Below are 15,721 nucleotides of genomic sequence, written 5' to 3'. Positions count from 1 at the left end.
CCTCAGCCCTTGGCGGCCGTGATCCGCTCCAGCCGTTCCTCGATCAGGTCGGCGGCGCGCGCGGCGCCGCCCTCCGCACGGGCGTCGGCGCGGAGCCCGGCCACGCGGGACGCCAGCCCCGGAGTGGCCAGCAGCTCCCGCAGCGCCGTCCGCAGCGCCCCGGCCGTCGCGTCGGCGGTGTCGAGGCGGCGGGCGACGCCCAGTTCGACGAGGCGGTCGGCGTTCGTGAACTGCTCGGCGCCCTGCGGCACCGCGATCATCGGCACCCCGCACGCCAGCGCCTCCGCGCAGCTGCCCATCCCGGCGTGCGTGACGAACGCGTCCGCCTGCTCCAGGATCGCCAACTGCGGGACCCACGAACGGACTTCGACGTTACCGGGCACCTCTCCCAGCTCCGCCGGATCGACGTACCGGCCGATCTGCAGCACCACGTGCCACCCGGGCAGCTCCCCGAACGCCGCGAGGCACTGCCGGTAGAACTCCGGCTGCCGCGTGTACGCGCTGCCCAGCGAGACCAGCAGCACCTTCTCGGCGCCGGCCGGCCGCTGCCAGCTCTCACGGTCCGCGCGCCCCCGCGAGCAGGGCCCGACGAACGTCACCCGGCCGGGGTCGACCAGATCGGCGTGCGGCTGCATGGCCCGCGGGATCAGCGCCAGCGCCTGCCGGGGCCGGCCGCTGAACTCCGCGACGTCCGTGGTGGTCGCACCGGACTCGGCCAGCCACGCCGCGAACCGCGCCGTGTACGCGTCGGCGCCCGGCAGCGCGGCGAACGCGGCGCCCATCACCTCCTCGGCGCCGTCCCAGCCGACGAAGGTCGGCGACAGCTGGAGGAGTTCCCGGCCCTGCGCCTCGGCCAGCACCCGGCCGGTGTACGCGCCGACGTCGTGGAGGTAGAGGTCCGCGGGGTCGGCGTCGTAGACGGGCCGCAGCTGCGGAAGGACCTCGATGGCCTCGTCGAGGAAGAGCGAGGCGGCGGCCACCGGGTCGTCCGGCCAGATGTTGGTGGCCACCGGCAGCACCGAGGTGTGGCGGACGAACTCGGCGCCGGTGGACCGGATCAGCTCGGCGGCGTGGTCGGAGTTGGCGTAGGTGACGCGGTGTCCGCGCGCCACCAGCTCACGGATGATCTCCAGACCGGGCAGCACATGGCTGACCATCGGCGTCCCCACCATGGCCACATGCGCCCGCCCCCGGAGCGGCGCGTCGGCCCCCGGCGGCACCAGCGCCGAGGTACGGGAAGGGGCGTGCGGGCGCGGGGTGTTGTTGTCAGGCATGACAGTCCTCTGCTTGATCTACGGGTAACGCATACGGGGTGCCGTGGACGCGATGGCGTGGACGCGATGGCGTGACGGCACGCGGACGAAGGCCCGCACCCCCGGGTACGGCGGAGCAGCCGCGGACCCGTACGCCGTCAGGCGTCCGCGGTTCCGGGCGCAACGAGACGGCCGCGGTCCCGGGCGCACGAAGGGCACGGGAGAGACGCGGCACGGACCGGCGCGAGGCCGGTGGGCCGGGGGCGGGGCGGGGGCGGGCGCAGGCGCCCGGCCGGATCAGCCGTAGATCTGGAAGAGATGCATACGAGGACGGTAAACGAACGGCGGGCGGCGGCGCCAAGGGTTTTTCCGGGGCGGGGGCGCGGGCGGTGTGCGAACGGCGGGGCCCGGGTGCGGTGTCACGGCCTGCGGTGCATCGGCCGGGTGCCGCGGCCGCCGGGGGCGATCCGCCATGCCGGCGGGATCGGCCCGCCATTGCTACCGGGGCCGGCCCGTCGCGGCCGGCGGGATCGGCCCGCCACTGCTACCGGGGCCGGCCCGCCACAACCACCGTGCCGCTCCCGTCGCTCCCGCCACGCCCTCCCGGCCGTCCCGCCGCCCGGCAGCGGCCCCGTACCCTGCCCGCCATGGCCGAAGACTCCACGCACCCGGGCCGGGACTCCGCCGCGGCCCCCGCCCCGTCGCCCGACGCCCCGCACGACGAGGCCCGCGCCTTCCGCGAGCTGCTGCGCGGGCTGCGGGTCTGGGACCATCCGCTGCCGTCGTTCGACCCGTCGCGGGCGCCGAACGCCCCGCTGCCGCTCTTCCGCCGCTGGCTGCGCGAGGCCGCCGAGGCCGGAGCGCCCGAGCCGCACACCATGACCCTGGCCACCGCCGACGCCGCCGGGAACCCCTCCGCACGCATCGTGATGCTGCACGACGCCGACGAACGGGGCTGGCACTTCGGCTCCCACCGTGGCAGCCGCAAGGGCCGCGAACTGGCGGCCCGGCCGCGCGCCGCGCTCCTCTTCTACTGGGCGGCGGTCGCCCGCCAGGTCCGGATCGAGGGGACGGTGGCCGAGGCCGGGGCCGAGGAGAGCGGCGCCGCGCTGCACCAGCGGTCCACCGGCTCCCTGGCCGCCGCGCTGGTCGGGCGGCAGAGCGAGGTGCTTCGCTCGGCCGCCGAACTGGACCGCGCCGCCGAAGCCGCCTGGGACCGCGCGGTCCGCGAACCGGACGCCCCGGTGCCCGACTGGACCCGCTACCTCCTGCGCGCCGACGCCGCCGAGTTCTTCCAGGGCGACGCCCGGCGCCGCCACGTACGCCTCACCTACCGCAAGGACGGCGACAGTTGGCGGCGGGAACTGCTCTGGCCGTAAGGACTGTCGTCACACCGCAGGGCCTGTCGTCCCGCTCCCGTCCGCCCCGTGACGCCCGGCGCGTACTCCACTCCCCCGGGCTCTCGGTCCCGCTCGGCAAGGAAGCGCTCCCCTGCCGCGGCCCGCGCTCAGGCCGTGTGACGGGCCATCGCGTCGACGAGGTCGGGCCAGAGCGGGCGCGGCCGGTCGTGGCCCATGTCGGGCACCAGCAGCAGTTCGGCGCCGGGCACCAGCTCCGCGGTGCGGCGGCCGCCGCTGGGGTCGACCAGCGTGTCGTCCAGACCGTGGATCACCAGCGTCGGCACCCGCAGGTCGCGGAGCGCGTCCGCGCGGGAGCCGTCGAGGACCATCGCGCCCATCTGCCGGCCGATCCCGCCGGGGTGGTGGCCGCGGTCGTAGCTCGCGGCGGCCAGCTGCCGCAGCTCCGCGGCGTCGCCGTACCGCTTCGAGGCCCACACCAGCTCGCGCTCGGCCGCCGCGATGTACCCCTCGCGGTCGGCGGGCCGCGGACCGAACAGCACCGCCCGGGCCTCGGGGGTGGAACGGCCGTACTCCGGCTCACCGGTCGTGGACATCATCGACGTCAGACTCAGCACCCGCTCCGGCCGGGTCAGCGCCATCCGCTGGGCGATCATGCCGCCCATGGAGGCGCCGACGACATGGGCGCGTTCGATGCCCAGCGCGGTGAGCAGCGCGAACCCGTCATCGGCCATGTCGGTGAGCCGATACGGCACCATCGCGAGAGCCGCGGTGAGGTCTCCCGCCTTGACGGTCTCGATGAACCGGGCGAGGTCGACGGGGTGGTCGTCGAACGTGGTCGACCGCCCGCAGTCGCGGTTGTCGAACCGGATCACATAGCGGCCGCGGTCCGCGAGCGCCCGGCAGAGGCCCTCGTCCCAGGAGATCATCTGCGAGGCGAGCCCCATCACGAGCAGTACCGGGGTGTCCTCGGGGTCGCCGAAGCACTCATGGGCGAGGGAGATTCCGGGCGCTACGTCGATGGTCGGCATACCGGCAGTCTGCCGGAAGGGGGGACGGGAGCGCCTCCCCCTTTCGACGTCCGATGTCTGTGCCCGATGCTCGATGCCCGATGCCCGAGACGTGAGGCCCGACGGCCGACATCCGATGTCCCACGTCCGAGACCCGATGCCCGACGTCCGACGCCCCACGTCCGAGACCCGATGCCCGACGTCCGAGACCCGAGGTCCAAGACCCGACGCCCAACACCCAACACCCGACGCCCGACGTCTCAGCCCGAGGGAGGGTCCTTCACGCCGCGAAGGTCCGGGGGCGCGCTCGTCGCCGTCCGCGGCCCGGGGCGCGTCCGCTCCCGGCGCGCCCCGCCCGCTCCCCTCCGCGTCACAGCTCCCGGAACATGATGTGCAGCCCCACGTATCCCTTGGTCGGGTGCCGGAAGCCCTCCGGGAGGGTGGTCAGGATCCGGAAGCCGAGCGAGCGCCACAGGGCCACGGCGCCGGTGTTGGTCTCCACCACCGCGTTGAACTGCATGGATCGGTACCCCTCGGCGCGCGCCCACGCGAGGACGTGCTCGCCCAGCGCCCGTCCGACGCCCCGGCCGCCGTGGGCCGGATCCACCATGAAGCTGGCGCCGGCGATGTGGTCGGCGGCGCCCATGTGGTTGGGGTTCATCTTCGCCGAGCCGAGGACCGTGCCCGCCTCGTCCACGGCGACGACGGTCCGGCCCGGCGGGCGCAGCAGCCACAGCTCCCGTGCGCTCGCCTCGTCGATGTCGCGCGGGTAGGTGTACGTCTCACCGGCGGCGACGATCGGGCGGAAGAACGCCCAGACGGCGGGCCAGTCGGCCGTGGTGGCTTCTCGGATCTGGATCTGCATCGCCACAGGATGCCCGCGCCCGCGGCCCCGCTCCACCGACTTTTCCCCCGCCGGGACTCACGGACCGGGCGACGGACCGGGCGGCAGGACGGGGCTCACGGACCGGGCGACGGACCGGGCGCTCCGCGACCCGGACACCTCAGGTCCCGGTGCCCTCCTCCGCCGGCCGGAACACCGGGATCATCACGTCCGCCCCGTCCCCGGGCCCGAGGTTCCGGAACGCGACCCGCAGCGCCATCCCGATGCGCAGCGCGGATGCCGGGCAGTCCACGATCCGGGTCATCATCCGGGGCCCCTCGGCGAGGTCCACCACGGCGGCGACGTACGGCACGCGCTCGCCGAACGGCGGCAGGTCGTTACGGTGCACCACCGACCAGGTGTAGAGCGTGGCGCGGCCGCCGGCCTGCTCCCACACCACGTCCTCGCTCCAGCAGTACGGGCAGAACTCGCGCGGATAGTGGTGCGCCGCGCCGCACCCCTCGGCCCGGCACCGGCGCACCAGCAACCGCCCGGCCGCGGCCGCCTCCCAGTACGGGCGGGTGAAAGCATCGGCCTCCGGCAGGTCGAAGCGGGCCGCGCCGCTCCCGCTCGCCGTCCCGCCCGTCACCGGAACAGCCCCAGCGCCGCGTCCAGCGACCAGGTCTGGCCGCACATCGCGAAGAGGCCGACCAGCGAGATCAGCGCCATCATGCCGTTCTGCCCCTGCTCCGCCCAGTCGTGGATCATCAGGACCAGGTAGAGGAGGTTGAGCAGCGCCCCGCAGGCCAGGGCGACCGGGGTGAGGAAGCCGAGCACCAGCCCGAGCCCGAGGGCCAGTTCCGCGTACACGACGACGTACGCCATCGTCTTCGGGTACGGCCGCACGACCACGTCGAACCCTCGTCGCACCGCGGGCCAGCGGTGCTTTTCCGCGACGTCCGCGGCCCAGGCGATGCCGGTGCCGCGCGTGAACCACGCCTTCCTGTCCTTGTGCCGCCAGCTCTCCAGCCACCACAGGCCGAGGCCGATACGGAGCACGGCGAGCCATTCGGCCCCGCCGAGCCAGATCGTCTGCATCGCGCGCATCCTCCTTCGAAGGGCCCCTTCGCCTGACGAGCGCCGCCGGGGCGCGAGCGGTGACCGGTGCCGGTTGCCGGTGAGCGGCGACCGATGACCGGTGGCCGGTGGCCAGCGCTCCGCCTCCGGCCCCGGCCACCGGTCTCCGGCCTCCGGCCTCCGCTCGCCGATCACCGGCCCCCGGCCACGGATCACCTTCGGCGGCCACCGACACCGCCCCCATCACTTCTGACGCTACGTCAGTTACGGGCCCGGCCAGTTCAGCCGATCCGGGTGCGGGCACGCAAGAGGCCGGAGCGAGGCAGGACGCCGTTCGGAACCTTTCCCGTGCAGCCCCATTCCTGACAGACCGTCAGTTCCAGTAATCTGACCGCGCGTCAGCAGGACGGCGGCGGCGAGGCGGTGCGCCCCGGCGCCGCGCCGCCGCGTCCGGCCGCGCCCCCGGAGAGCCGCCGTCACAGAGGAGCGGGCGACTGCGATGCTTGGATCGACTCACGGCACCCTCAGCACTCACTCCCGCCCGGCCCGCGTCGTGGCCTGCGGGGAGCAACCACCCCACACCGCACACGGCACGGTCGGCCCGGCCGGCGGGCACCCTGGGCCCGCGGCCGACCTCGACGTCAGCGGCCGCCCGCTGTCCGCCGCCGTACCCGACCTGGACCGCTTCTTCCGGCCCGCGTCGGTGGCGGTCGTCGGCGCGTCCGACAGCGAGGGCCGACCCAACGCCGGCATCACCCGGCAGCTGATCGCCTGGGCCGACCGCGTCGGCGCCCGGCTGCACCCGGTGAACCCCGGCCGGGCGACCGTCTTCGGCCGCCCCTGCCATCCGGCCGTCGCCGACCTCCCGGAACCGGTCGACCTGGCGGTGCTGCTCGTCGCCGACCCGGTGCCGGTCATCGAGCAACTGCCGGCGGCCGGGGTGCGGTTCGCGGTGGCGTTCGCCTCCGGCTTCGCCGAGACCGGCGCGGACGGCGCCGCCGCGCAGGACCGCCTCGCGGACGCCGTCCGGCGCTCCGGCGTACGGCTGCTCGGGCCGAACACCAACCTCAACGCCTTCGAGTCGTTCCGCGACGACCTCGACGGACCGGCCATCGCCCTGATCACCCAGTCAGGCCACCAGGGCCGTCCGGTCTTCGCCCTCCAGGAACTGGGCATCCGCCTGACGCACTGGGCCCCGACCGGCAACGAGGCCGATCTGGAGACCGCCGACTTCCTCTCCTATTTCGCCTCCCGTCCCGAGGTCGGCGCCATCGCCGCCTATGTGGAAGGGCTCAAGGACGGCCGCAGCTTCCTCCTCGCCGCCGACCACGCCGCCCGCGAGGGCGTGCCGGTCGTCGCCGTGAAGGTCGGCCGCACCGAGACCGGCGCCCGCACCGCCGCCTCCCACACCGGCAAGCTCACCGGGGCGGACGGCGTCATCGACGCGGCGATGCGGCAGTTCGGCGTCATCCGGGTGGACGGGCTGGACGAGCTGCAGGACACCGCGGCGCTGCTGGCCCGGGCCCGTAAGCCGCTCGCCGAGGGCGTCGCGGTCTATTCGATCTCCGGGGGCACCGGCGCCCACTTCGCGGACCTGGCGACCGCCGCGGGGCTGCGGCTGCCCGTCCTCTCCGACGCCAAACAGGCCGAACTGCACCAGTGGATACCCGACTACCTGAACGTCGCCAACCCGATCGACAACGGCGGCCACCCCGTCGGCGACCGGCGCGGCCCGAAGATCATCGACGCGATCCTGGACGACCCGTCCATCGGCGTGCTGATCTGCCCGATCACCGGCCCCTTCCCGCCGATGAGCGACAAGCTCGCCCGGGATCTGGTGGCCGCCGCCGAGCGCACCGACAAGCTGGTGTGCGTGGTGTGGGGTTCGCCCGTCGGCACCGAGGAGGCGTACCGCAGCACGCTGCTGGGCTCCTCGCGGGTGGCGACCTTCCGCACCTTCGGCAACTGCGTCACGGCCGTCGCCGCCTACCTCGGCCACCACCGCTTCACCGCCGGCTACCGCTCCCCCTTCGACGACGCCCCGCGCACCCTCTCGCCGTCCGCCCGCAAGGCCCGCGCCCTGCTGCGCCCGGGCAACCGGCTCAGCGAGCACGCGGCGAAGCAGCTGCTGCGGGCGTACGGCATCCGCGTACCGCGCGAGCAGCTGGTGACCAGCGCGGCGGCGGCGGTGCGGGCGGCGAGCCTGGTCGGCTACCCCGTCGTCATGAAGGCGTCCGGGCCGCAGCTGGCGCACAAGAGCGAACTCGGTCTGGTCAAGGTGGGGCTGACCTCCGCCAGCCAGGTCCGCGACGCCTATCGCGAGCTGACCGAGATCGCCCGCTGCGAGGGCGTGCCGCTGGACGGGGTGCTGGTCTGCCAGATGATCGAGCGGGGCGTCGAGATGGTCGTGGGCGTCACCCGCGACAGCCTCTTCGGGCCGACGGTGACCGTCGGGCTCGGCGGGGTGCTCGTGGAGGTGCTGCGGGACGTCGCGGTCGGCGTGCCGCCCTTCGGGGAGGAGCAGGCCCGCGCGATGCTCGGCGAACTGCGCGGCCACGCCCTGCTGTCGGGCGTCCGCGGCGCACCGCCGGCGGACGTGGACGCGCTGGTGGAGGTGGTGCTGCGGGTCCAGCGGATGGCGCTCGAACTCGACGGCGGCCTCGCCGAGCTGGACATCAACCCGCTCGTGGTGCTGCCCCGGGGCCAGGGCGCGGTGGCGCTGGACGCGCTCGCCGTCTGCCACTGACCGGCCCCGCACCGGCCCGCGCCCGGCGCCCGGCCGCGTACCGCCCGCCGGGCCCTGCGGCACCCCGCCCGCCGGCCCCGACCCAGCGCCACGGCCCGCGCCCGGGCGCCACCGGAGCAGCGCCCACACCCACCGAACCCACCCCACCAGGAGCCACGCCCCCATGACCTCCGCCCCCTTCTCCCCCGATTCCCCCGGAACCCGTGACGCGTCCGGCACGGCGGCCGGCGCCTCGGATTCCTTGATACTGCACACCACTGACAACGGCGTCGCCACGGTCACCCTCAACCGGCCCGACGCCCATAACGCCCTCACCCCTGACCAGCGCGAACGCCTCATCGACCGGCTCGCGCAGGCCTCCGCCGACCCGGCGGTGCGGGCCGTGCTGATCACCGCGCGGGGCAAGGGGTTCTGCGCCGGGGCGGACCTGCGCGCCACCCGCACGGCCGGGTCCGGGGAGCGGGTGGCCGGGGACGTGGCGCGGCTGATCCGGGGCGGTGCGCAGCGGCTCATCGGCGCGGTGCTGGACTGCGAGAAGCCGGTGCTCGCGGCCGTCAACGGCACCGCCGCCGGGCTCGGCGCGCATCTGGCGTTCGCCTGCGATCTGGTGCTCGCGGCCGAATCGGCGCGGTTCATCGAGGTGTTCGTCCGCCGCGGTCTGGTGCCGGACGGCGGCGGCGCCTATCTGCTGCCGCGGCTGATCGGACCGCAGCGGGCGAAGGAGCTGATGTTCTTCGGGGACGCGCTGCCCGCCGCGGACGCCGCGCGGCTGGGCCTGGTCAACCGGGTGGTCCCCGACGACGAACTGCCGCAGCGCGCCCGGGAGTGGGCCGACCGGCTGGCCGCCGCCCCCACCAGGGCGCTCGCCTTCACCAAACAGCTGGTCAACGCCTCCCTGGACGGCGACCGCGGCGCGGCGTTCGCGGCCGAGGCGACCGCCCAGGAGCTGATCATGACCACGGCGGACGCCCAGGAGGGCGTCGCCGCGTTCGTGGACCGCCGCACCCCCGTCTACCGGGGGCGCTGACGCACGGGGCGGGTCCGTGAAGTCCCGTCGTCGCGCAGGGCAGGCGGGACTTCGCGGACGCGCCCTACCGGGTGCGCTGGGCCGGGACCCGCGGCGCGGCGGGGCCCGGCGGCCCCTCCCCCGGCGGGCCCGGCTGAGCCGGTACCACCCGGTCGACCGCGGCCGGTGCCCCGTCGCCGTCCACCGACGACGACGCGGTGACGGCGCCCGCCGCGCCCAGCAGTCCGACGGTGAGGACCCCGGCGCCGACGGCTCCGTTGAACATGGCTCGTACCTTCATCGCTGCTCTCCCGTGCAGTGCGGACCCGGCATCCCTCATACGGCCGGGCCTCCCGATCCGTATGACACCGCCCTGGGTGAGGCGTGTCACAGCTTGCTCTCGCGCGCGGTGCACACCGGCACCTCGCGGGTGTTGCGGGTCCGCACCCCGGGCAGCCAGCCCGCCACGCCCCGCGCCGTGCTGACGCGGTACCAGCGGGTGGAGGTCAGCCCCTGTTCGTCGCGGACCATGACGCCGTCGGTGACCACGCAGCGGGCCGCCAGGACGTCGCCGTGCCAGACCCGCCCCGCGGCGTTGCCGCGGTCGGCGTAGCGCCGGTAGGGGTCCTTGGCCAGCCGCAGCGCGCACTCCAGCGTGTGGCTGCCGCGGCAGACCGGTTCGGTGTTGTAGACGGCCACCGGGACGGTCGGGGGCGCGGCCGGGCGCGGCGGCGCGGCGCCGGGGCGCACCGCCCACCACACGCCCAGCGTCACCGCCGCCACCGCCGCGGCGACCACGAACGCCGTGGCGTACGGCCGGCGGCGGCGCAGCGCGAGCGGGGCGGTGCGGCGCTCGGGCGGCGTCTCCCGGACGCGCGCCCACAGCCCCGGGGGCGTCTCGATCGCCTCGTCGGCGCGGCGCAACCGCTCCCGCAGCAGCCCCACCGCGTCCTCGCCGCCGCCGTCCGGCCCGCCCGTGCGGGCAGGCCCGCCGCCGCCCGGCCCGCCCCCGTGGGCGGCCGCGGCGGGGTCGTCGTGTCTGCGTCCCGTGCCCACCGTGCCGTTCACCTCCCCGACCGTCCCCGGTCCGATTCAACGAGGTGGGCGCGGAGCCTGTCCAGGGCGCGGGCCCGGTGCCGGGCGGCCGTTCCGCGGTGCACCTTCAAGATCTTGGCGGCCTGGTCGAGGGTGTAGCCGTCGAGGTCGACGAGGATGACGATGCCCGCCTGCCGGTGAGTGAGCAGGCCCAGCATGCGCACCGCCTCCAGCTCGGCGTGGCGGCGCTCCAGCCCGCCGTCCCACCCTCCGGGATCCGCCGGGGCGGTCTCCTCCCCGAAGCCCTCGACGGCGTCGACCAGCACCTGTCGGCCATTTTTCCGGTACGCGTCGCGGGCGATGTTGAGGGCGGTGGTGAACGCATAGGCGTACGGCTCCGGATGGGCGAGAAAGCGCTGTGGGCGTTGCACGAGCTTGAGGTAGGTCTCGTGCACCACGTCCTCCGCGGAGTGGCGCGAGCCCGCCAGCATCACCGCGCGCCGGTAGAGGCGCGGCAGCAGCCCGCAGAAGACTTCGTCGAAGGTCGGTGACGCGGCGGACGCGGATGATGACGGCATCACATCGGCCATGTACCGGAACCCTCCCCCGTTACTCGGTTACGGTCGCGGCCGGGGTGGACGCTACCCGCACGGTGGGCAGCAAATCAGGCCGTTGTCGGCCGTCGGCCGAAAATGTCCGTCGTTCGCCGTCCCGGATCCGCCAAACCACCCGTGAGGGTCAACTCCCTTTTCCGTAGCGCCTCATGACCCCCGCAACGCTTCACATCTGACGATGCGTCAGCTTCAATGAAGCCATGATGGGACATGCGGGAATGGCGGCGGCGGCCGTCCGCTATCTGCGTTCGACCGGCACCCCGGCCTCGGCCGGCGCCCCCGCCACGGCGCCCCGGCGGCCGCTGCGGGCGGTCCGTGACGGCGAGCGCGCGCCGTGCGATCCGGCCGCGTTCCGCGCCGCCCTGGGGCACTTCGCCAGCGGCGTCACGGTCGTCACCGCGCCCGCCCCGGCAAAGGGCGGCAGCGGACCGGCCGGTTTCGCCTGCCAGTCCTTCGCCTCGCTCTCCCTGGACCCGCCGCTGGTGACGTTCATGGTCGCCCGTACGTCGACGACCTGGCCGCGGATCGCCCGCGCCGGGGTCTTCTGCGTCAACGTGCTGGGCGCCGGGCAGGGCGCGCTGTGCCGGGCGTTCGCGGTCAGCGGGGCCGACAAGTTCGCCGGGGTGCGGCACACGCCCGCGCCGGCGACCGGGGCGCCCCGCCTCGACGGCGTACCGGCGTGGATCGACTGCACCGTCCACGCGGTGCACACCGGCGGCGACCATCTCCTCGTGGTCGGCCGGGTCGAGGCCCTGGGGACGGACGCGACGGCGGCGGCCGACGGGCCCCTCCTCTTCCACCGCGGGGCCTTCGGGACCTTCCGGGAGGCGTGAGCCGGAGGCGCGGGCCCGGGTGGTCCGCGCCCCCGGCGCGCCCGTCACCGCGGGAAGGTCAGCACCCCGCGCGCCACCCGCCCGTGGTGGGCGTCGTCCGCCGCCCGGGCGAAGTCCTCCACCGGGTAGGTCGCGCTGACCAGCTCGTCGAGGAGCAGCCGTCCCTCGCGGTAGAGGCGGGCGTAGAGGGCGATGTCGCGCTGCGGGCGGGCGGAGCCGTAGCGGCAGCCCAGGATCGCCTTGTCGAGATACATCGACGACACCAGGAACGACGCCTCGGCGGTGGCGGGCGGGACGCCCAGCAGGACCGCCTGGCCGTGCCGGTCGAGCAGGTCGACCGCCTGCCGGATGAGGCGGGTGGAGCCCACGCACTCGAAGGCGTGGTCGGTGCCGGTCGGCAGCAGCGCCTTCACCGCCTTGACGCTGTCGGGCACGGCGGAGGCGTCGATGAAGTGCGTGGCGCCGAACTGCCGGGCCATCGCCTCCTTCGCCGGGTTGGCGTCCACCGCGACGATCACCGAGGCGCCGGCGAGCCGGGCGCCCTGGAGGACGTTGAGGCCGACGCCGCCCGCGCCGATGACCACCACAGAGTCGCCGCGGTCCACCCTGGCGCGGTTGAGCACCGCGCCGACGCCGGTCAGCACCGAGCAGCCGATGAGCGCCGCGGACGCCGCCGGGATCTCGGGGGAGATCTTCACCGCCTGGACCGCCTTGACGACGGTGCGCTCCGCGAACGCCGAGTTCGACGCGAACTGGTACAGCGGCGCGCCCCGCCACCGGAACGGCGTGCCGGGCATCCCGATCGCCTTGCGGCACATCGTCGGCCGCCCCCGGTCGCACTCCGCGCAGGCACCGCAGTTGGCCAGCGTGGACAGCGCGACCTGGTCGCCCGGCTCGACATGGCAGACGCCCGGGCCGACCGCCTCGACCACTCCGGCGCCCTCGTGCCCGAGGACCAGCGGCGCCGGGAAGGGGATCGTGCCGTCGATGACCGAGAGGTCGCTGTGGCACAGCCCGGCCGCCCGGACGGCGACCAGCACCTCACCGGGCCCGGGGTCGCGCACCTCCAGGTCGTCGACGACCCGGGGCTTCTCACCGTCGAAGATGACGCCTCTCATCACAACCTCCGTGGATCGGCCGCCCGGACCGGGGCGGGAGACGGGCGGGACGCGCGGAACGGACGGGGCGGACGGGCACGGCCGCGGGCAGCGGGCACGGCCGTCGGCGGCGGGCGCGGCGTCCGCCGCCCGCGCGCGCCGCCCCGCCCCCGTACCGGCCTCAGCCGTTGGGCCGCTCCCCCTTGGCCGCCGCGGCCGCCATCGCCTCCAGTTGCGCCAGCATCGGCATCGGGTCCGTGCCGATGGTCGCCGGCAGGGACTCGGCCAGCTTCTCCGGGGTCCAGCCGTCGGCGCTGTAGGCGGCGCGCACCTCGCGGGGCTGGGCCCAGAGCGCGATCTTGGGCCCGGCGACGGTGTAGACCTGCCCGGTGATCTTCTGCTCCCGGGCCCGGTCGCTGAGCAGGTAGACGACGAACGCGGCGACGTCCTCGGGCTCGCCGATCTCCGTCAGCTCCATCGGCACGTTGGCCGACATCCGGGTGCGCGCGACGGGCGCCACCGCGTTGGCGGTCACCCCGTACTTGTGCAGCCCCAGCGCGGCGCTGCGCACCAGCGAGATGATGCCGCCCTTCGCCGAGGCGTAGTTGGCCTGCGCCACGCTGCCCTGGTGGTTGCCGCTGGTGAAGCCGATGAGCGTGCCGGAGCGCTGCTTGCGCATGACGGCACAGGCGGCGCGGAAGAGGGTGAAGGTGCCCTTGAGGTGGGTGGCGACCACCGGGTCCCACTCCTCCTCGGTCATGTTGAAGAGCATCCGCTCCCGCAGGATCCCGGCGACGCAGACCACGCCGTCGATCCGCCCGTAGCGCTCCAGCGCGGTGTCGACGATCCGCTGCCCGCCGGCCATCGTCGCGACGTCGTCGGCGACCGCGACCGCCTCGCCGCCCGCCGCGGTGATCTCCTTCACGACCGCCGCCGCGACCTCGCTGCTCGGCTCGCCGCCCTCGATGGAGACGCCGTAGTCGTTGACGACGACGCGGGCGCCGTGGGCGGCGCAGGCGAGGGCGACCGCCCGGCCGATGCCGCGCCCCGCCCCCGTGACGGCGATCACCTTGCCGGCCAAGAAGTTGCCCATGCCGCGACCCTCCCAAAGTTTCTGACGGATCGTTAGATTTTTGAGCAGTCCCGGGACGAACACAAGACCCCGGGCCGAACCCGCCCCGGGAGGGCCCGTTGCCGCTGCCGCAGGAATTCCACGACCTCGCCCGCCAGGTGAACAACTGGGGCCGCTGGGGCCCGGACGACGAGATCGGCACCCTCAACCTGATCACCGAGGAGACGGTCCGGGCCGCCGCCGCCTGCGTCCGCAGCGGCCACCGCGTCCCGCTCGCGCTGCCGCTGCGCCACGACGGCGTCCAGACCGGCGCGGTCCCCGGCCGGATCAACCCGCTGCACACCATGACCGCCGTCAACCACGAGCTGTTCGGCCCCGGCACCGTCGCCACCTCGGACGACGCGGTCACCATGGGGCTCCAGGCCGGCACCCACTGGGACGGGCTGACGCATGTCTCGCACTCCGGGCGGCTCTACAACGGGCGCCCCGCCGACGCCGTCACCGCCCACGCCGGGGCCACCGTCCTCGGCGTCGAGAAGCTGCCGCCCGTCGTCTCCCGCGGCGTCCTGCTGGACGTGGCCCGCGCGCACGGCACCGACCGACTGCCCGACGGCCACGCCGTGACGCCCGAAGATCTGGACGCGGCCGAGGAGTTGGCCGGCACCCGGGTGCGGGCGGGCGATGTGGTGCTGGTCCGCACCGGGCAGCTGCGGCGCTATCTGGCGGGCGAGCGGGCGGCGTACGCGTTCCCGTCGCCGGGCCTGTCGGTGCGCACGCCGCGGTGGTTCCACGAGCGGGACGTCGCGGCGGTCGCCAACGACACCCTGACGTTCGAGATCTTCCCGCCGGAGATCGAGGGGCTGTGGATGCCGGTGCATGCGCTGCACCTCGTGGAGATGGGCATGCTCCAGGGCCAGAACTGGAATCTGGAGGAGCTGTCGGAGACCTGCGCGGAGCTGGGCCGCCACGCCTTCCTGCTGTCCGCCGTCGCCGAACCCTTCACCGGCGGCGCGGGCGCCCCCGTGGCCCCCGTCGCACTGCTCTGACCGGCCCGGCACACGCCCGCACACGCACCCCCGCCCACCCGGGCCACGGCCCGTGGGCGGCCCGGCGCTCAGACGGCGTGGTGCGTGACGCGGCAGGCGGCGGACGCCGCGGAGCCCGGGCGGTACGAGGCGTCCCGGTCCTCCGGGGCGAACGGCAGCGGCTGGGCGCGGTCCACCTCGCACCAGATGCGCTTGCCGGCGCCCTCGGGCTGCCAGCCCCAGCGGTCGGCGAGCCCGTCGACCAGCTCCAGGCCGCGGCCGTGGGTGTCGTCGCCGTCGGCGTGCCGGGGGCGCGGCGGCCGGGCGCTGGCGTCGGCGACCTCCACCCGCACCGTCCCCACCACGGCGCCGGAACCGGAGAAGCACATCCGCAGCACGGCAGCGGTGCCCGTGTGGACCACGGCGTTGGTGACCAGCTCCGAGATCAGCAGGATCAGCGTCTCGGACAGCGGTTCGTCGACGCCTATACCCGACCCGGCCAGCCGCGACCTGGCCCACCGCCGGGCCCGCCCCACCTCAGCGGGGTCGGGGCGTACCTCCAACTGCACCTGAAGCACCTGCACCGCTCACACCATCCGAACCGGCGGAAACTTCGCCTTGCGCCTCCACGAGGTCACGGTGCGTGACCTCACCGACTCCCAGCATGGTTGACGTTCCGTCACGGCAACAAGCGCTTCGGGCATATTCCAGCGCAAGGGAGTATGCGTGTTGCATACTGTGCGACGCACTTTTTCGGGGAGTCGAACACGCG

Annotated in this window: 16 protein-coding genes; 5 read left to right on the top strand and 11 right to left on the bottom strand. The window is 74.9% G+C overall.

Translation table 11 applies throughout. The annotated features are described in order from the left end of the window. Positions 1–2 precede the first annotated feature (2 nt). Positions 3–1,172, bottom strand: a complete 1,170-nt coding sequence (locus tag ABT345_RS07035; protein WP_345088615.1) for a macrolide family glycosyltransferase — start codon at positions 1,170–1,172, stop codon at positions 3–5. A gap of 728 nt (positions 1,173–1,900) precedes the next feature. Between ABT345_RS07035 and ABT345_RS07030 the strand changes: the two genes are divergently transcribed. After that, positions 1,901–2,632, top strand: coding sequence for a pyridoxine/pyridoxamine 5'-phosphate oxidase (locus ABT345_RS07030; RefSeq protein ID WP_345088191.1), 732 nt, complete (start codon positions 1,901–1,903; stop codon positions 2,630–2,632). Positions 2,633–2,760: 128 nt separating this feature from the next. Here the strand turns inward: ABT345_RS07030 and ABT345_RS07025 are convergent, their stop codons facing one another. The 4 genes from ABT345_RS07025 to ABT345_RS07010 form a co-directional block, all read right to left on the bottom strand. Continuing rightward, a complete protein-coding gene (locus ABT345_RS07025) occupies positions 2,761–3,642 on the bottom strand; it encodes an alpha/beta fold hydrolase (protein WP_345088193.1) in 882 nt (293 codons plus the stop codon). 349 nt (positions 3,643–3,991) lie between these two features. Further along, on the bottom strand, positions 3,992–4,480 hold the full coding sequence (locus ABT345_RS07020) for a GNAT family N-acetyltransferase (protein ID WP_345088617.1): 489 nt from the start codon (positions 4,478–4,480) through the stop codon (positions 3,992–3,994). 145 nt (positions 4,481–4,625) lie between these two features. Then, positions 4,626–5,093 (bottom strand): Zn-ribbon domain-containing OB-fold protein, encoded by a 468-nt coding sequence (locus tag ABT345_RS07015; protein WP_345088196.1) that lies wholly within the window; start codon positions 5,091–5,093, stop codon positions 4,626–4,628. Next, the gene (locus ABT345_RS07010) at positions 5,090–5,542 is read right to left on the bottom strand and encodes a DoxX family protein (protein WP_345088198.1); all 453 of its coding nucleotides are present in this window, start codon (positions 5,540–5,542) and stop codon (positions 5,090–5,092) included. The genes ABT345_RS07015 and ABT345_RS07010 overlap by 4 nt, the downstream gene beginning before the upstream one ends. Positions 5,543–6,020: 478 nt before the next feature. Between ABT345_RS07010 and ABT345_RS07005 the strand changes: the two genes are divergently transcribed. Together ABT345_RS07005 and ABT345_RS07000 are read left to right on the top strand one after the other, a co-directional pair. Next, complete coding sequence (locus ABT345_RS07005) at positions 6,021–8,267, top strand: acetate--CoA ligase family protein (RefSeq protein ID WP_345088200.1); 2,247 nt, start codon at positions 6,021–6,023, stop codon at positions 8,265–8,267. Positions 8,268–8,430: 163 nt separating this feature from the next. Continuing rightward, complete coding sequence (locus ABT345_RS07000) at positions 8,431–9,294, top strand: enoyl-CoA hydratase/isomerase family protein (protein ID WP_345088202.1); 864 nt, start codon at positions 8,431–8,433, stop codon at positions 9,292–9,294. A 64-nt stretch (positions 9,295–9,358) separates the two neighbouring features. On the opposite strand, the gene ABT345_RS06995 is transcribed toward ABT345_RS07000, so the two are convergent. The 3 genes from ABT345_RS06995 to ABT345_RS06985 all read right to left on the bottom strand — a co-directional run bounded on the left by ABT345_RS06995 (position 9,359) and on the right by ABT345_RS06985 (position 10,898). After that, positions 9,359–9,559: a hypothetical protein gene (locus ABT345_RS06995; protein WP_345088205.1), complete on the bottom strand. Its 201-nt coding sequence runs from the start codon at positions 9,557–9,559 to the stop codon at positions 9,359–9,361. Positions 9,560–9,660: 101 nt separating this feature from the next. After that, a complete protein-coding gene (locus ABT345_RS06990) occupies positions 9,661–10,341 on the bottom strand; it encodes a hypothetical protein (protein WP_345088208.1) in 681 nt (226 codons plus the stop codon). After that, positions 10,338–10,898 (bottom strand): RNA polymerase sigma factor, encoded by a 561-nt coding sequence (locus tag ABT345_RS06985; RefSeq protein WP_345088210.1) that lies wholly within the window; start codon positions 10,896–10,898, stop codon positions 10,338–10,340. Before ABT345_RS06985 ends, ABT345_RS06990 begins: the two co-directional genes overlap by 4 nt. Positions 10,899–11,122: 224 nt before the next feature. Between ABT345_RS06985 and ABT345_RS06980 the strand changes: the two genes are divergently transcribed. Then, positions 11,123–11,755, top strand: a complete 633-nt coding sequence (locus tag ABT345_RS06980) for a flavin reductase family protein (protein WP_345088212.1) — start codon at positions 11,123–11,125, stop codon at positions 11,753–11,755. A gap of 44 nt (positions 11,756–11,799) precedes the next feature. Here ABT345_RS06980 and ABT345_RS06975 read toward each other — a convergent pair whose 3' ends face one another. Both ABT345_RS06975 and ABT345_RS06970 read right to left on the bottom strand, forming a co-directional pair. Then, positions 11,800–12,873, bottom strand: a complete 1,074-nt coding sequence (locus ABT345_RS06975) for a Zn-dependent alcohol dehydrogenase (RefSeq protein ID WP_345088214.1) — start codon at positions 12,871–12,873, stop codon at positions 11,800–11,802. A 160-nt stretch (positions 12,874–13,033) separates the two neighbouring features. Further along, complete coding sequence (locus ABT345_RS06970; protein ID WP_345088216.1) at positions 13,034–13,945, bottom strand: SDR family NAD(P)-dependent oxidoreductase; 912 nt, start codon at positions 13,943–13,945, stop codon at positions 13,034–13,036. 98 nt (positions 13,946–14,043) lie between these two features. Here ABT345_RS06970 and ABT345_RS06965 point away from each other — a divergent pair, with 98 nt between their 5' ends. Next, positions 14,044–14,970, top strand: coding sequence for a cyclase family protein (locus tag ABT345_RS06965; protein WP_345088217.1), 927 nt, complete (start codon positions 14,044–14,046; stop codon positions 14,968–14,970). Positions 14,971–15,038: 68 nt separating this feature from the next. On the opposite strand, the gene ABT345_RS06960 is transcribed toward ABT345_RS06965, so the two are convergent. Continuing rightward, positions 15,039–15,533 (bottom strand): ATP-binding protein, encoded by a 495-nt coding sequence (locus ABT345_RS06960; protein ID WP_345088219.1) that lies wholly within the window; start codon positions 15,531–15,533, stop codon positions 15,039–15,041. Between the last annotated feature and the right edge of the window lie 188 nt (positions 15,534–15,721).

This window comes from Streptomyces sp. NPDC000404, assembly GCF_040300365.1.
GTDB classification, from domain to species: Bacteria; Actinomycetota; Actinomycetes; order Streptomycetales; family Streptomycetaceae; genus Streptomyces; species Streptomyces ramulosus.
Note: the sequence above shows the minus strand (reverse complement) of the source record. Positions and strands in the feature narration are given on the sequence as shown.

Coding starts and splice junctions, on each gene's coding strand:
- ABT345_RS06975 (WP_345088214.1), bottom strand. CDS start 12,873: ATGAGAGGCGTCATCTTCGACGGTGAGAAGCCCCGGGTCGTCGACGAC.
- ABT345_RS07010 (WP_345088198.1), bottom strand. CDS start 5,542: ATGCAGACGATCTGGCTCGGCGGGGCCGAATGGCTCGCCGTGCTCCGT.
- ABT345_RS06980 (WP_345088212.1), top strand. CDS start 11,123: ATGATGGGACATGCGGGAATGGCGGCGGCGGCCGTCCGCTATCTGCGT.
- ABT345_RS07030 (WP_345088191.1), top strand. CDS start 1,901: ATGGCCGAAGACTCCACGCACCCGGGCCGGGACTCCGCCGCGGCCCCC.
- ABT345_RS07000 (WP_345088202.1), top strand. CDS start 8,431: ATGACCTCCGCCCCCTTCTCCCCCGATTCCCCCGGAACCCGTGACGCG.
- ABT345_RS07035 (WP_345088615.1), bottom strand. CDS start 1,172: ATGGTGGGGACGCCGATGGTCAGCCATGTGCTGCCCGGTCTGGAGATC.
- ABT345_RS06985 (WP_345088210.1), bottom strand. CDS start 10,898: ATGGCCGATGTGATGCCGTCATCATCCGCGTCCGCCGCGTCACCGACC.
- ABT345_RS07005 (WP_345088200.1), top strand. CDS start 6,021: ATGCTTGGATCGACTCACGGCACCCTCAGCACTCACTCCCGCCCGGCC.
- ABT345_RS06995 (WP_345088205.1), bottom strand. CDS start 9,559: ATGTTCAACGGAGCCGTCGGCGCCGGGGTCCTCACCGTCGGACTGCTG.
- ABT345_RS06970 (WP_345088216.1), bottom strand. CDS start 13,945: ATGGGCAACTTCTTGGCCGGCAAGGTGATCGCCGTCACGGGGGCGGGG.
- ABT345_RS07025 (WP_345088193.1), bottom strand. CDS start 3,642: ATGCCGACCATCGACGTAGCGCCCGGAATCTCCCTCGCCCATGAGTGC.